The 16,287-nt window shown below is 38.6% G+C and carries 14 protein-coding genes and 2 pseudogenes; 14 read left to right on the forward strand and 2 right to left on the reverse strand.

What is annotated here, in order from left to right; all coding sequences use genetic code 11:
- The first annotated feature begins 226 nt into the window (after positions 1-226).
- On the forward strand, positions 227-490 hold the full coding sequence (locus tag AB1K83_RS12375; RefSeq protein WP_413058508.1) for a hypothetical protein: 264 nt from the start codon (positions 227-229) through the stop codon (positions 488-490).
- A 91-nt stretch (positions 491-581) separates the two neighbouring features.
- On the forward strand, positions 582-1,034 hold the full coding sequence (locus AB1K83_RS12380; protein WP_413058509.1) for an SRPBCC family protein: 453 nt from the start codon (positions 582-584) through the stop codon (positions 1,032-1,034).
- Positions 1,035-1,108: 74 nt separating this feature from the next.
- On the opposite strand, the gene arr is transcribed toward AB1K83_RS12380, so the two are convergent.
- Positions 1,109-1,525, reverse strand: coding sequence for an NAD(+)--rifampin ADP-ribosyltransferase (gene arr, locus AB1K83_RS12385; RefSeq protein ID WP_413058510.1), 417 nt, complete (start codon positions 1,523-1,525; stop codon positions 1,109-1,111).
- A 226-nt stretch (positions 1,526-1,751) separates the two neighbouring features.
- Positions 1,752-2,552: a hypothetical protein gene (locus AB1K83_RS12390; protein WP_413058511.1), complete on the reverse strand. Its 801-nt coding sequence runs from the start codon at positions 2,550-2,552 to the stop codon at positions 1,752-1,754.
- A gap of 444 nt (positions 2,553-2,996) precedes the next feature.
- Here AB1K83_RS12390 and AB1K83_RS12395 point away from each other — a divergent pair, with 444 nt between their 5' ends.
- From AB1K83_RS12395 to AB1K83_RS12450, 12 genes and pseudogenes are all read left to right on the forward strand, one after another.
- On the forward strand, positions 2,997-4,772 hold the full coding sequence (locus AB1K83_RS12395; protein WP_413058512.1) for a M14 family zinc carboxypeptidase: 1,776 nt from the start codon (positions 2,997-2,999) through the stop codon (positions 4,770-4,772).
- 161 nt (positions 4,773-4,933) lie between these two features.
- A complete protein-coding gene (locus AB1K83_RS12400) occupies positions 4,934-6,133 on the forward strand; it encodes an MFS transporter (RefSeq protein ID WP_413058513.1) in 1,200 nt (399 codons plus the stop codon).
- Positions 6,134-6,471: 338 nt separating this feature from the next.
- Positions 6,472-7,332, forward strand: a complete 861-nt coding sequence (locus tag AB1K83_RS12405; protein WP_413058514.1) for a DMT family transporter — start codon at positions 6,472-6,474, stop codon at positions 7,330-7,332.
- Positions 7,333-7,473: 141 nt separating this feature from the next.
- Positions 7,474-8,066: pseudogene (locus tag AB1K83_RS12410) on the forward strand (hypothetical protein).
- Positions 8,067-8,755: 689 nt separating this feature from the next.
- The gene (locus tag AB1K83_RS12415) at positions 8,756-8,947 is read left to right on the forward strand and encodes a hypothetical protein (RefSeq protein WP_413058515.1); all 192 of its coding nucleotides are present in this window, start codon (positions 8,756-8,758) and stop codon (positions 8,945-8,947) included.
- A gap of 255 nt (positions 8,948-9,202) precedes the next feature.
- Positions 9,203-10,372, forward strand: a complete 1,170-nt coding sequence (locus AB1K83_RS12420) for a thiolase family protein (RefSeq protein WP_413058516.1) — start codon at positions 9,203-9,205, stop codon at positions 10,370-10,372.
- A gap of 555 nt (positions 10,373-10,927) precedes the next feature.
- Positions 10,928-11,986 (forward strand): ABC transporter ATP-binding protein, encoded by a 1,059-nt coding sequence (locus tag AB1K83_RS12425; RefSeq protein WP_413058517.1) that lies wholly within the window; start codon positions 10,928-10,930, stop codon positions 11,984-11,986.
- Positions 11,987-12,041: 55 nt separating this feature from the next.
- Entirely contained in the window at positions 12,042-13,124 is a 1,083-nt protein-coding gene (locus AB1K83_RS12430) for an extracellular solute-binding protein (RefSeq protein WP_413058518.1), read from the forward strand.
- Between the two features lie 58 nt (positions 13,125-13,182).
- Positions 13,183-14,007 (forward strand): ABC transporter permease, encoded by an 825-nt coding sequence (locus tag AB1K83_RS12435; RefSeq protein WP_413058519.1) that lies wholly within the window; start codon positions 13,183-13,185, stop codon positions 14,005-14,007.
- Complete coding sequence (locus AB1K83_RS12440; protein ID WP_413058520.1) at positions 14,004-14,861, forward strand: ABC transporter permease; 858 nt, start codon at positions 14,004-14,006, stop codon at positions 14,859-14,861. Before AB1K83_RS12435 ends, AB1K83_RS12440 begins: the two co-directional genes overlap by 4 nt.
- A gap of 219 nt (positions 14,862-15,080) precedes the next feature.
- Positions 15,081-15,347: pseudogene (locus tag AB1K83_RS12445) on the forward strand (acyl-CoA dehydrogenase family protein); the annotation flags it as partial.
- Positions 15,348-15,401: 54 nt separating this feature from the next.
- Positions 15,402-16,169, forward strand: a complete 768-nt coding sequence (locus AB1K83_RS12450; RefSeq protein WP_413058645.1) for an SDR family oxidoreductase — start codon at positions 15,402-15,404, stop codon at positions 16,167-16,169.
- The last annotated feature ends 118 nt before the right edge of the window (positions 16,170-16,287 follow it).

Below are 16,287 nucleotides of genomic sequence, written 5' to 3' on the forward strand. Positions count from 1 at the left end.
ATCGTATTTGCTGGAAATTGGGTTGTCAATGAAGGGATTGGACTACAAGGTAAGATTTAAAAGAAGGAAGCGGACATAAAGCACGGGCACCTCTCAATTATCCAATTCATTTCCCCTTTGATTTCATCACCAAATACATATAGAATATAAAAATAAACTTCTGTACATCCGTGATATGCAGAAGAAGAACTGGTGTAAAGAATAAATGTTTTAGTGGAGGCTACTTATGAACTATAGAATCAGTAACAAGCAAGTATTTGAACAAGCCCAGGTGCGTTCGGTTTCAGATGTACCGTTGACGGAGGAAGAACTTCAAAACGGCATGTTGCTGGCGACATCCAAAGCGGATCCTACTCTGGCATTGTATTTGGTTGAAGTAGAAGGGCAGAAGAAATTTGAAGTTCGGTGGGATGATTCGCGCGAGCTTTTCACCGGCTGGTATTCCGCTTGGGAAAATTTCGATTGGTGCCTGAATATCGCAGGCAATTGACCTTTCATGTTTCATGCACGGATGTGGTGTAAGATGGTAAAATACTAATTGATATGCCCATTATTAATTAGAGAAGAAAGTAGTGAAGTGTATGGCACTCGCATCGCATTCAGTGATCATCCCAACATCTGTAGAAAATGTATGGAATTATGTCAGCCAAATCGAAAACTGGGCGACCCTCGTTCCTGCCTACAAGGAACATGAGCAAATCAATGAACATCTGTCAGTTTGGACGTTCGAAGGAAATTTCAAAGGGCTGAAAAAGACAGTCAAGATGGAGTTGGACATCACAGAATTCCAAGAGCCTTCGACGATTCGGTTCGAGTTGAAAGGGCTCACGGATAATTTTACGGGAAGCGGAGAATTCACTGCCGAAGAAACGGCGGAAGAGACAACGATGACCGGAACGATCGAAGTAAACGCTGGCGGCTTGACAGGAGCTGTATTGACGCCTGTCATTAAAATGGTGCTGCCAAAAGTGACGACGCGTTTAACCGAGAAAATTGCACGCCAAGTGAAGCAGGCGGAAGTACCGGTTTTATAGGTGCCTGTGTGACATTCAACTTCGAAACAATTCTGAATTGTTTCGAAGTTGTTTTGCGCACAGGCACCCTTCTGTCAATCGTATATCACATTTTTCCCTTGTTCACTTAACTTTTGTAAAGATGTAAGCATATGATTTATTTCTTCATCAGAATGTCTTTCCCAGGAGCCTAATTCCGCTACTATTTTCAAAGGAGATTTAGACCTATAGGACCGTGTTGGGTTTCCAGGAAATCTCTTGTCTGTTAAGTTCGGATCATTTTCAAAATCACCTGTTGGTTCTACGATATAAATCCTTTCTTTTGATTTAGATTTTGCTAATTCTGCACCCCATTTAGCAGCATCCAATGTTGCAGTAAAATATATATAATTAGATTTTTTATCCTGATAATTGGATAAGTGGAAAGGCTCAAGCATGTCTCCAATATTCAGTTTTACTTTTGTTCCGTGAAAGAATGGGCCAGGATCTAAGACATTTTTGTTGTCATTCATATAAATACACCCCTTATACTTATTGACTTGCGTATTACAGTATAGGACGTGGTATGGAGGAAAAACAGTCTATAAATAATGATCTGATGGTGGTATAATTTAAGTAGAGAGTAAGATATAGTATTCAATCTGATGGTGAAAGTTTTACATAAATTAGAAGGGGAGCATACGCTGCTCTTCTTTTTTCTGTTAACAGCACATTTCCTCAACGCAACGCAAAAATACCTCACTCCGGGCAATAAAACCCTTCCACCGGCACATCAAACAGCATGAAGACGTCCTTGAAATACGTCTCGTCGACCAACTTGTCCAGGACGCCTTTGAAATAGCCAGGCAAATTCCGGACTGCTTTCTTTTTCGTTGCCATGACAGTAATCATGAGCGCGCGGTAGGCAAGGTCTTCGAAGACAGGCTTGTCGTCTTTATAAATTTCGTACTTCAGCATTCTGATAGAGATGGCCCTATGAATTCCGTAAAATTCACGGGCGGATTTTGTGTCACCGATTGTTCCGGCAAGCAGATCTTTCATTCGACTGAATAGACTTGTGGATAACTTTGACGGTTCACCCTGAGACGTGTAGTTAAGATCTTTAGATTTTAATAGAGATTTAGAAAGTAGAGCTTCGTTTTCGGAAATCTGCTCGTTTTCCCCGTTGTCATGCGGTTTGTCGTCATGGTCACGGTCGTTCATTTTCCCCTGGTCATCGAACGGTAAAATAATGTAGATGTTGGCGCCGAGCCCGCTCATGACAGGGCGGATGTAGTGGACCTTTTCGATGATGTGCAAGTTGACGAGTTTCCGGATGGCGCGTCGGACGGTAATGTTTGATTTCCCGGTGGCGTTTTCGATCGTTCCGTGTTTCAAATGGGCAGCGCCGTATTTGACAGAGTAGCGGCGGATGACGTCGAGCACTTGGCGGTCTGACTTTGTCAGGTTGTCCCAGTGAAGTGAAAGGTGTTGCTCGGCGGCTGCGTCCATTTCTGCGATCGTAGTGAATTTTGAGTACTCCTTTAGGTAATGTTTCATTGTATATTCCCCCTTTGCCCTCTATATAGATGGGAGGGGTCAAAAAGGATACATTGTCTGTGAAATAATTTTGAACGTCTATTAGTTGAGGTGCATGTTCTTGTTTTTGTGGGGGGAATTAGGAAAGAACCGCAGTTCAAGCCATTTTCATGATTACTAAGAGCCTTCCCGATAGATAAAGAGAGACGGAGCTATATGCTAGCGGGGCTGAGGTGTTTATTATGGCGCACTAATCCAAGTGCTTTTATTTTAAAAAAGTGTCAGGTTCTAAAAAACTAGGTTCTACACTTTATCATCGGAAGTTTCTAATGACGTATTCATTTATCATGATAAAATAGATGTACAATTGTAAATAAACAGAGTAAAGATGAACTTACGCAGTTTATAGAAAGGACTTAATACTGATGGCTAATTCATTTTTGCAGTAGGTAGGGGGACATTTTGTTGAAAAAAATCGTTGCAAGTTTCATTGTTTTTTCTTTATTTCTATTTAATTTCAGTAGTATCACAATGGCACAATCAAAGTATTATATCAGTACGCCAAAACAAGAATATACATATGAGAAAATGACGAGGGATATCCAGCAGTTAGCAAAGGATTACCCGGAGTTAGTGGAATATAAATCCCTTGGCAAGACTGCGTATGGCAGAGATATTTGGGCTGTGAAAGTTGGAAAAGGGGATTCTACACTGTTAGTTACAGGCTCCCACCACGCTAGAGAATGGATCTCCACTATTTTAACAATGCATATGGCTTACAAATACGCTGCTGCTTATCAAAGCAAGCAATCCATAAAAGGCTACCATGTAAAGGACGTCCTAGATCACACGACGATTTGGTTTATTCCTATGGTGAATCCGGACGGCGTTACATTGCAACAAAAAGGGTTAAGCGCCTTCCCGAAAGAAGTCCATAATCAATTGATTAAAATGAATAATGGCAGCAAGGATTTTAAGCGGTGGAAAGCAAATGCCCAAGGGATTGACCCGAATCGGAATTACGATACGGATTGGAATAAAATACAAAACAGTCCCGCAAATCCGTTTTGGAAAAATCATAAAGGTTCCAAGCCTGGCCAAATCGCAGAAGTACAAGCCGTTATGAAGTTGGTTGGGGAGGTAAATCCACAGATGCTCTTGGACTACCACTCTTCAGGTGAGGTTTTATATTGGGATTATAAGAGGGATTATAAAAATAGACAGCGTGATAGAGTCATAAGTACTAAAATAGCTAGCATGACAGGGTATCAATTAATGTTTAGCCAAAACAGAGCCATCGGTGCATCGGCAGATTGGTTTATAGAAAAGTTTGGCAAGCCGGCTTTGACACCGGAGCTTGGGAAGTATGCAGGGGAGACGAACGTTCCCATCAGCGCATTTGACCGGATTTGGAAACAGCATGAAGCGGTACCTCTATATGCCGCAACGGAGAGTTATCAACTTTGGTTGGATAAGCAGAAGCTTGTTCATTTAAGTGATGTAAGAGTTGATTTATTGAAGAACACGACATTATATTCCAAGCCACTCCAATCAGCTAACCTGACATTGGCACCACAAAGAGTTTCTGTAGTTGGAGAAAAGGCTGACTGGTACTTGATCAAAACTGATAAGGGCAATATGTGGATTAAGAAAGAGAATACGAAGGAATATACCGTCCAAGGCTTTGTGGATTACAAAGAGGGAGAATACTGGTCCGAGCCCATTTTATGGTCTGTCGAAAAAGGGTTGATATCCGGCAGCGTTATCAATGATCGAAGATATTTGAAACCTATGGACAATTTAACGGAAGCACAATTCCTGGCGATTTTATTCCGTTATGCCAAACCCGATGAGCTATCGACTACTGTCCCACAATCAAAACACTGGGCTTCGGTTCCTTATCAATTAGCAGCTGAATATCAACTGCCGGTGGAAGGAAGTCTGGGAAATATGGAAAAGGCAAATAAGCCAATCACACGGAGTAAAATGGCACAAATTTTAGCTTCTTTCCATTTTGGCGATCCGTATATCAGTCTGGAAGAAGCTGTGCAATTCATGTATGAGGCGAATATCTCGAATGGATATGATGCTTCCAATAAGACTTTTGAAAACTTTGGTGTGAATGATATTTTAAAACGTGCTCATATTTCAACATTCTTCATGAAGTATGATAGTTTTTTGCAAAATGAAGCTCTTCATGACACATCTAATAACAATACCGAAGATTCAAGTGGGGAATAAGACGCAGCTGCATTAGGATTTGAATTAGACCAGGCACCCGGATAAACGTCCTTTGCGCCAAAAAGCGCAGCGTTTGGCAACACCGGGTGCCTTAATTTCTCCAAAGTTATTAAGCTACAAGATACAATTAATGGTTTATTGGTGAAGGGAGTGATCGTGAAATGAATAAAAATATTATTTCCGTAATCGGCTGTGTTGCAGTAATTTTTTTACCTGGCGCCTTAGTATTCGGCTACCCTGGACTAATGGGAGTGTATTGGCAGGAGAAATTAAATGTCACACAAGGTCAAGTTAGCAATAGCATGTTTTTTATTTTGTTTGCGCTTGGCCTGGGTGCGTTTTATATAGGGAAATTACATAAAAAAATTAGTACAAGGCTTATTGCTACAATTGGAACAATTGTATGTGGTGTATCTTTACTTGTAGCCGCCTTTGCAACTAGTATTTTCATGGTATATCTCTGGGCGTTTTTAATGGGGATTGGAAGCAGCTTGATTTATACACCGGTTTTAACGGCAGTCCAAAAAAATTATCCCACTAAACCTGGTTTGGTTACGGGTCTTGTAAATTTCAGCTTTGGTATTTCTGCTGCGATCATGTCACCCGTTTTTAGTGCGATGTTAATCAAATACGACTATTTCTCAATGAATCTGATTGTATTTACGTTAACTCTTACGGTTGGGATCATTGTTGCTTTATTCATCAGGGATGAAAATACTGCAGAATTTGCAAAGCAAAATATAGGTTCTATTAACAAAGGACATTCTCTTAGTTTACAACAAGCTCTCAAATCAAAAGAATTTTGGATGTTTTGGTCTACATGGGCTTTTCAAGGAGCAGTTGGCATTAGCATGATTTCACTTGCGGTGGTTTTCGGAATGAATAAAGGCTTTGATGCGACTCTTGCCATTTTAGTCTTAACTGCTTTCAATCTAACCAATGGTTTTAGTCGTATAATTTCGGGTATCTTATCTGATTACATACCTAGAAATCTACTAATGAGTTTAACCTTTGCATTATCAGGGTTAGCCTATATTGCCTTGCCACAAGTAAATTCAATTATAGTAATTTGTATCTTAGTTTCCATTATTGGATTTGCCTTTGGAACTTTATTTGCTTGCTCTGCACCTTTAGCAACCGAATGCTTTGGCTTGCAAAACTTTGGCTTAATCTTTGGTTATTTATTTACGGGATATGGTTTTGCGGCTGGAATTTTAGGACCTTCTATAAGTGGATTTTTAATAGATCAAACTAGTCATAACTTTATTATTGTATTTGGCTATTTAAGTATACTGAGTCTTCTTTCTGCCATTATGATTTATTTTGTAAACCCAAGAAAAATGAAGCCCTCTACTAACTAAAAAGGGCCATCCCGAAGAAAAGGTTCTAAATCAATTCTAAATTGTTTTAGAACCTGGTACCTAACACTAAACATCAATAACACTTTTATATTCAAGCAAAAGAACGTCCATCCGAGCGTTCTTTTTATTATGCAAAAAAGAGAAATGATTTTTGGTACCTGTGTCAAACATTCACGTTTTATTGAACAACCATGAATATCTGGCACATGGGTACCTAACACTATTCTTTAGGTGCTAAAAAGTCAGTACACTTGAACTCTCTTCTAAAGTTATAGATACTTGATGAGTCGTGCGCGGCTGGGTAGTTGTAAATGAGAAGGTTTTAGGGGTGTACTTTTGTGAACAACATAGTAAAAGGGATTTTATTAATGCTTATTTCATCTATCGGATTTGCGATTATGACGTTGTTTGTAAAGTTGTCGGGAGATCTTCCTTCTGTCCAAAAAACGTTTTTTCGAAATTTGATATCAGCAGTGATCGCATTTGTCCTAGTCATTTATAATAAGGAAAGTTTATTTGGTAAACGGGAAAACCAACTTGTTTTGCTAAGCCGTTCGATATTTGGGACGCTGGGCATCATCTTTCTTTTTTATGCAATCGACCATCTTGTGTTGTCCGATGCGGACATGTTAAACAAAATGAGTCCGTTTTTAGTCATTATTTTTTCAGCCATATTTTTAAAGGAAAAAGTGTTACCATTCCAAATGGTAACGATTGTCATGGCGTTTATCGGGATGCTTTTTATCGTCAAGCCTTCTTTTTCTGTTGACTTCGTTCCCTATCTGGTTGGCGTTTTGTCGGCTATATTCGCAGCGGCTGCCTATACGTTCTTACGAGTGTTAGGGAATCGGGAAAAATTTTATACGGTTGTCTTTTATTTTTCCTTCTTTTCAACTGTCGTGTTATTACCGTTTCTACTTTGGCTGTATGAACCAATGACAGGTAAACAGTTAACGTATTTATTGCTCGCAGGTTTATTTGCGACTGTCGGTCAATTTGGGATTACGCTAGCGTACAAATATGCACCCGCTCGTGATATATCGATTTTTACATATTCTACGGTCATCTTTACGACGGTTTTAAGCTTTACCATTTTTGGAGAAGGACCGGATCGGTATAGTTTAATCGGTTACGTCATTATTTTAGGTGCGATGATATACATGTTCTTGAGAGGTAGAAAGTCAGCGCCCCTAGTATGAAGGCATAATAAGGGTACCCGTGCATCACGAGGTTCAGGAACGATTCCGAATTGTATCTGAGTTGTGTGATGCACAGGTACCTATTTTATCGAAGAAATCATCTTCGAGAACATTATACAAACGAGTGGCAGCTCTGCTTATTTGGCAAGGCATATCGGGTTGAAAAGTGGAATGAATGAGTCTGCGGGTGCTTTGACTTTGAATCGCTTGTGTGGTTTAGGTTTGCAATCTATTGTATCGGGGCACAGGCTCTTGCGGCAGGGGATGCGAATGTGATTATTGCCGGAGAAGCAGAAAATATGAGTCTTGCTCCTCATGTACTGAGAGGAACGCGTTTTGGCTCACCCAACAAAGCGCCTTTAGTAGATGACATACTTTGGGATACATTAATGAATCAATATGTCGGATGTGGAATGGGTATGACAGCCGAGAATCTGGCGGTCCAATATGATATTTCACGGGAAGAACAAGATGCCTTTTCAGTTCAATCACAGGAAAAAGCGATACGAGCACGAGACAGCGGCCGGTTTGCAGAGGAAATTGTGCCCATGAAAGTAAAAGGAAAAAGAGGAGAGGAAGTCCTTTTTGATACCGATGAGCATATCCGTGAAGGTACAACTGTAGCAGACTTGGGGAAACTGAAACCCGCTTTTAAGAAGGACGGCACGGTACCGCCGGGCAATGCAAGTGGTATTAACGAGCTGCTGTTGTACTTGCCTCAGAAAAATATGTGAAAGAGCATAATTTACAGCCTTTAGCTAAAATTGTTTCATTGGGTGTAATCGCTTTGTATTGGCGGCGGACAAGGCATTGCGATCATTTTAGAAAACGCCAGGTTCTAATTGGCGATGTATTCTACTGAAAAAAAAGAAACTGAAGAAGCAAACATAGGAGTGTTAGAAAGATGAAGAAATATTGCATTTATTTTGATTGATTTTTCCTACATGAATATTTGAAAGTACACCAACCTCGCTATGGAATCGTAAAAATGGGGTGAACTCTTCGAAGAATGCCTTGCTGTCGAATGAGTAGTTATGGTTGAAAATCATATTGACTAGAAAGCAATTCAATATTGAATCATGCGATTCAATATTGAATTGTTTTTTTGAGTTTCTTGAGTAATTTATTCATTCAAAAACTTAACGGCAAAACTTTGAAGGAGGAGAAAGCGCTTTCACGTCAGGGGATAATAGAAAAACAACTTATTTTTTTATTTTTTGCTTGTTGGCACGTAAGTTGCATGTAATATAAGTACATAACTGACTAAACTACGAAACTTTTAAAGGAGTGTTGAAAATACCGCAAACTATGATAGATGAACTGCAGCAAATGAAGATGATGATCAAGAACTTTGTAAAGAAAGAAGTGAAAACTATGTCCAACAAATTGGAGAAGAAGAAGCTAAGAATATAGTGGTATAGGATTGAATGCGGAAGGAATGGCTGTTGTGTTAGAGCAATTGGGAAGAACTCATAACGGCTTTGTTTCATTAATTAATGCTCATACAGGGATAGGAAGAATGGAGCACTACAACGACACAGGTAAGGAAGAAGACAAACCAGCAAGACTTATTCAGGAAAAGGTTAAAAATGGATATTCGGGTCGTGAAATTTGAAAAGGAACTTCTTGACAATCAATCGTAATATTAGCAAGGTTTTGTTCAACATTGACAGTAATAATTTGGGAATTATTGATCTCCTTCCTTTCCATTTATTATGGGCTCTATTTCATCTAAACTAAATTTCAGAAGATAAAAATGAAATAAAAATATCAAATTATAGTGTTATATATAATGTATCCAATTTAGTGGAATTAAAAGAGTTAAGGTCATTTTGGAGAAAATAATTTTATTGAGGGAGAGGTATTATCCATGAAGAGGGATGCAGTGATTGTTTCGGCTGTTCGAACAGCGATAGGAAGACAAGGTGGAGCTTTGGCTACAGTAGCACCCCATGTTTTTGGTGCAGAAGTAATTAAAGAAGCGGTCAAAAGAGCAAACATTGAAGCCAATATTATAGATGACGTCATTTTGGGGAATGTAATGAGCGGAGGTGGAAATATTGCGAGATTAACCGCCTTGCAAACGGGTTTATCGCTGCATTTACCCGGACTAACAGTTGATCGCCAATGTGGATCGGGTATAAATGCTATAAATATAGCAGCCCAGGCCATCCGATCCGGGGAGGGAGATGTTTATGTTGCAGGGGGGATAGAGAGTATGAGTAGGGCCCCATACTTAATGGAACGACTGGAAAGAGCGTACAGTTCTGTTCCTCCAAAGTTCCGAAAGTCCCCATTGTCACCAGTGGAAATTGGCGATCCGCCCATGGGAATCACGGCAGAAAACTTAGCGGAAAAATATAATATTTCTCGCGAAGAACAAGATGAATATGCTCTCAGAAGCCAGCAAAGAATGGCAATTGCGACGGAAGAAGGTAGGTTCGATGAACAAATTGTTCCGATATTTATACCACAACGTAATGCCGAGCCATTGATGTTTAATAAAGACGAACATCCGCGGCCTGACACAACATTAGAAGGGCTAGCTAAATTGCCTCCAGTATTTAAGAATGACGGTACAGTCACAGCAGGAAGTAGTTCCGGTGTAAATGATGCAGCTTCTGCCCTCGTGATTATGTCAAGGGAGAAGGCGGAGGAACTGGGGATAACCCCTTTAGCAACTATACGTCACTCAGCTGTCGTCGGTGTTGATCCAAATGTAATGGGCATTGGACCCGTACTCGCAACGCAGAAAGTATTAGAGAAATCAGCACTGATATTAGAAGATATGGATATTATTGAACTTAATGAAGCATTTGCAAGCCAGGTACTTGCTTGTGATAGAGAATTAAATTTTAATCAAGAAAAATTAAACGTATCTGGCGGAGCAATTGCACATGGTCATCCTCTAGGAGCGACGGGAGCGATATTAGTAACAAAAGCACTTTATGAACTAAAACGCACTGAACAGAAATATGCATTAATTACGGCATGTATAGGAGGTGGACAAGGAATAGCCACTATCATTGAAAGAGAATAATAGAAAATGAAGTTATTAGTAAAGGATTTACCCTCTATTGACGCTCCTTATGAAAGTGAGATCAATTGTGTTGATGACTCAGTAATCCTTGTTGCTTGATTGCGTAATAAGTTCTTTGACCTTTTTTAAAAGTCGTGAAACAAGGGCGGGGGATTTGCTAAATATTGTATCGAGGAGCTCTTCCACTACTTTCTCCAAAGCTGGAAAGAGCATACAGGCAATAAACTTGGCGACATATTTGCCGATTTCATTGTACGAAAGTTGAGTAATTGATTAAAGATCGGTAAAGATATCTTAAATTTTATCAGTTTATTCAAAATCTTGTTGCAATGAGTAGAAATATATTGTAACATGACATTACTTGAATACTAACTGACCAGTATGCTCATTGTTTTTTGTTTTATTTGTAATCAACATACCGTACAATTAGTATGTTTTTTTCGAGAAGTAATGACAAAGCTAGCATAAAAAGCCTTTCAATGAAATTGATCGCTATATTACAGAGCTCGGTAAGATGAGAGCGAAAAGTTATATCACTAGATAAGGAGATAGATTATGAGTGAAATAATTTTGGATGGATTATCAAAGGAATATGGTGATGTTATTGCGGTAAGTGAGGTTGATTTAGAAGTGAAAAATGGCGAATTTATTGCCATTTTAGGCCCAAGTGGATCAGGTAAAACAACCATATTGACGATGATAGCAGGTTTTGAAACTCCTACACGTGGACGGATCAAGATTGGAAATATTGATGTAACTAATCAACCTTCGCATAAGCGAAATGTAGGGCTGGTTTTTCAAAATTATGCACTTTTTCCCCATTTAACTGTTTTTCAAAATGTTGCTTTCCCACTGACTGTTCGTAAAGTACCAAAGGATGAGATTGAAATAAGAGTAAAAAAAGCTCTAGAACTCGTTCGGTTGGAAAATTACGCAAAACGGAAACCGAACGAATTATCAGGGGGTCAGCAACAGCGCGTGGCCTTGGCACGATCCTATGTTTTTGAACCCTCTATTTTACTATTAGACGAACCACTAGCTGCCCTTGATCGGAAGCTTCGGCAAGATGTTCAAGTAGAAATTAGAAAGTTACAACGTTCTTTGGGGATTACAACGATTACAGTAACGCACGATCAAGAAGAAGCGATGACAATGTCAGACCGAATGCTAATTTTAAGAGACGGTAAAATTGAACAGATGGGTTCACCAAAAGAACTTTATAGCAAGCCGAAGACACGTTTTGTGGCTGAATTTCTTGGAACGGCTAACCTTTTAGAAGGAAAAATAAACATGTTAAATGAAAGAGCTTTATTAATTTTGGCTAACGGAGCTCAAATTCCAATAGATGAGATTTATAAAGCACAGGTGTCTGAAAATGCTTGGTTAATGCTACGGCCAGAACAGATCAAAATAACTTCCGGAAATTCAACAGAAGGTTATCGAGGGACTGTTGTATCAGCGATTTATGTAGGGGATGAGTATCGTTATCATATTGAAAGTGAATTTGGGCAGGAGATTATTGTGAAGGAGGTTGGAAGTAATAGGAAGTGGGATTACGGTGAACAAATTAAATTTTCATGGAATGAGTCCGAACATTGGTTAGTAATTGATTAATTAATCAACCAAAAGTTGTTTCAAACTAAATTTCAAGTAACTAGGAGGAAAACCCATGAGAAATGTTAAAAGATTTCCTGTCTTGATTAGCTTTTTAGTTATTTTATTTTTAGCGGCCTGTAGCGAGGATAGTAATAACGAAGAAATGGGGAAAGTGGATAATTCAGAGGGACTAGATAGCTCCGTAACATTAAAAATACTAGATGCAGGTGGAACTTCTGGTGATACTGTTCAGTATGCCTATGTCGACCCGTTTACAGAAAAGACTGGAATTAAGGTTATAAGAGAAAATCCCTCAACCTTTGGAAAATTACAATCAATGGTTAAAGCGGGCGATACTTCCTACAATCTAGTTGAATTGAGTTCTTCGAATCTAGAGTTAGCGAATTCGATGGGTTTACTTGAAGAACTGGATTGGGATCTTATTAATCCAGATCCAATACTCGAAGAAGCAAAAAAACCTTATGGCCTTGGGTATCAAATATTTAGTACTGTAATGGCCTGGAATCCAGAAGCAACTGATGGTAAAGATCTGGAATCATGGACTGATTTTTGGGATGTAGAGAAATTCCCAGGTAGACGAAGTATGCCTGACTATCCGAATTGGGTACTTCCTGCAGCTCTATTAGCAGATGGTGTACCTCCAGAAGAATTATTTCCGCTTGATTTGGACCGAGCTTTTGCAAGTTTAGATAAAATCAAGGATCACGTAGATATCTGGTGGGAATCGGGTGCACAGCCATGGCAAGCATTAATTGACGGAGAAGTTGATTATGTAATCATGTGGCCTTCACATGCTATTAATAATATGGACATGGGAATGAAATTTACTTACAATCAAGCTCTCTTAGATATGACTAATTTTGCTGTTCCTAAAGGTGCAACGAAGAATTCCAAAGAAACAATGGCTTTATTGCATGAGTTTACAAAAGTAGAGAATGCAGGAAAGGCTTTAGAAAAAGTTCCTAGCCCCGGAACAACTTTAAATCTGGAGCCGCTAATTCCCGAAAAATATAAAGGTTATATTGCAACAACAGATGGGAATTTACAAAAACATGTTCCTAATGACGGAAAATGGTGGGCTGAAAATAGTGAAGAAGTAACAAAACGCTGGCAACAGTTTAAGTTGAGTCGTTAATTAAAGAAGAATGGAGGGTCAAACCTCCATTCTAACAAATAATAGAAGGGGGTTCAAAATGTTAAAAAGATTACAATTACCGAAAGGTATAGGGTTTGTTCTCCCTTTATTACTTATTATAATCGTCTTTTTTAATATACCACTCCTATATATGCTAGGTTTGAGTTTGTTCTCGAAATCACTAACTTTGGAATACTATGCAGAGATTATTCAAAATCCAGTCTACATTCAAGTATTGGCGAATACATTTAAAATTGGGTTGATTACTGCGTTTTTCGCAATCATACTTGGCTATCCTCTTTCGTATTGGATGACGACATTGTCTCAAAGTAAGCAGATTTTTGCTATTGCATTAATTGTTTTACCTTTTTTTATTAGTATTCTAGTTCGCACGTATGCATGGATTGTTATGTTAGGTAAAAATGGTATTGTAAATAGCTCATTACTTAAACTTGGTTTAATCGGAAGTCCTATTCAGTTTTTGTATGATGAATTTGGCGTATATATTGGAACCCTAAATATATTACTGCCATTCATTGTACTACCTTTATTTGCTTCAATGCTTCAATTTGATAACCGATTATTATTAGCTGCCCGATCATTGGGTGCAAAACCATTTACTGCGTTTTTAAAAGTTTATTTTCCTCTGACATTACCTGCTGTGTTGTCCGGTGGTAGCCTTGTATTCATATTAACGTTAGGATTTTTTGTAACACCTGCTATTCTTGGCGGCGGTAAAGTGCCAATGGTTGCGACAATGCTAAACACCCTTATTAATTATTATCCCGATTGGGAAGTCGCAGCTGGTATTTCAACTATTTTACTTATTGTGACACTTATATTTTATTTTCTTTTTCAGAAAGGAGGAAGAAATGAGACATGAATAAATCTAATGTTGTTATTCGCTCTCTTTCCTCTGTAAATGAAAATACTAAGAATAGAAACGGCGAAATTTGGAAGCGTTTACTAACAGGATTTGTTTTACTGATCTTTGCATTTTTACTCGTCCCCATTCTTGTGGTCATTCCAATGTCATTTTCTAGTGCAAATACATTGCAATTTCCGCCGCCCGGGTTCTCATTGAAGTGGTATCAAGCATTTTTTCAAGATTCTGGATGGTTAGTGGCTTTGCGAACGTCATTTTATGTAGCGATTGCCTCTAGTTCCTGTTCGCTCATTATCGGTATATTTGCAGCGTATGGTTTAGCAAGAAATCGCTTTAAAGGACGAAAGATAATATTAGCTAATATACTTGCGCCTATGATTATTCCGCAAATTATCACAGCTGTAGGCTTATACCTTTTTTTTAATAAAATTGGGTTGGTTGGGACAATCCCAGGATTGATTATTGGTCATACAGTCCTTAGTGTTCCATTTGTCATTCTTATAATAATGTTGGCAATTGGTTCACTGGATATTCGAATTGAGCATGCAGCAAGAAGCCTTGGTGCGAATTGGATTACAACATTTTTTAAGATTATCTTTCCAAATATTGTTCCGAGTGTAATATCTGCATGGTTTTTTGCTTTTATTGTCAGCTTCGATGAATTAATCGTTACGATATTTCTTGGTGGCGAATACGTAACTGTTCCCAAGAAAATGTTTAATGAATTAATTTTGCAAATTAATCCAATCATTACTGTCGTGTCAACATTGTTAATTTTTGTGACAGTGGGCTTTGTTATTTTAGCCATTTTCACACTGAGAAAATATAAAAGAACGTTCGGATTTAAATAGTTTTTCAAGATCTCTCTTTATCTATGTCAAGCCTTAGACACAATATAGGTAAGTATTTTATCATGTTTTCAAGAGTATTGTTACAAGAAATAGATACTGTACAAACAGTATACGCATAAGCGGAGGGATATAATGGACTTATCATTTTCGGGGAAGGTTAAAATCACCATTATATGCGGTTAAATGGTTCAGTCGAATCAAGGAGTTATGCAGGAATGATTAGCAGAATCCCGGATAGGTATTGAACAAGCAAGATTATTGACGCTAAAAGCGGCATATATGATGGACACTGTAGGTAATAAAGTGGCCAGATCTGAAATTACTATGATTAAAGTGGTGGCATCCAGCATGGCTCAACGAGTAATCGACCGGGCGATTCAATTGTTCGGCGGTGCAGGAGTTAGTGAAGAGTTTCCTCTTGCCAACATGTATGCGAGAGCAAGGGCATTAAGTATAGCAGACGGAGCGGACGAAGTGCAGAGGTGACAAATTGCAAAATTAGAAATAAAAAAATATGTAAAAATAGAAGAGGTGTAAAGCATAATGATATTGGAGTTATTTAACTTATCGGAAAAAGTAGCCATCGTAACTGGCGGGGGAAGAGGATTAGGAGCTCGTATCGCTGAAGCTTATGCAGAGGCTGGTGCCAATGTAGTTGTTTGTTCGAGGGATTTTCCGGCTTGTCAAGAAATGAGTGAAAAACTTAAAACATATGGTGTCGAGTCATTAGCATTTGAATGCGATGTCACAAATAAAGAACAAGTTGAAAATGTCGTGAACAATACTTTTGGAAGATTTGGTAGAATAGATATTCTTGTAAATAATAGCGGTGCGACATGGGCTGCCCCAATTGAAGACATGTCTTATGACGCATGGAAAAAAGTGATGGATGTGAATATAACAGGTACATTTCTTATGAGCCAAGCGGTCGGCAAGGTCATGATTGAGCAAAATAGTGGAAAGATCATTAATATTACATCCATTGCCGGATTTGGTGGAACACCACCATATATGCAGGCAACTGGATATAATACAAGTAAGGGAGCTGTAATGACATTTACGAAAGATCTAGCGGTGAAGTGGGGACAATATAATATAAATGTCAATGCGATAGCACCAGGATTTTTTCCGACTAAAATGTCAAAAGGATTAATCGAAAAGGGTAAGGAAACAATACTCAGCAGAATTCCGATGAACAGACTAGGCAAGGATTCGGATATACAAGGAGTAGCGGTATTTTTGGCATCAAGTGCTTCAGATTATATAACCGGTGATATTGTGACAGTTGACGGTGGAACCCATGCTTAATGATTTATTTATTAGTTTAAGAGCATTTTTTCAAAAACAAACATACCGAATGGACAGTATGAATTAAATCGTAGGCAAACAAGTGTAAATGTATTCTGTCTTGTACTCGTCTTTATTT

Source organism: Sporosarcina sp. 179-K 3D1 HS (assembly GCF_047228905.1).
Classification (GTDB): domain Bacteria; phylum Bacillota; class Bacilli; order Bacillales_A; family Planococcaceae; genus Sporosarcina.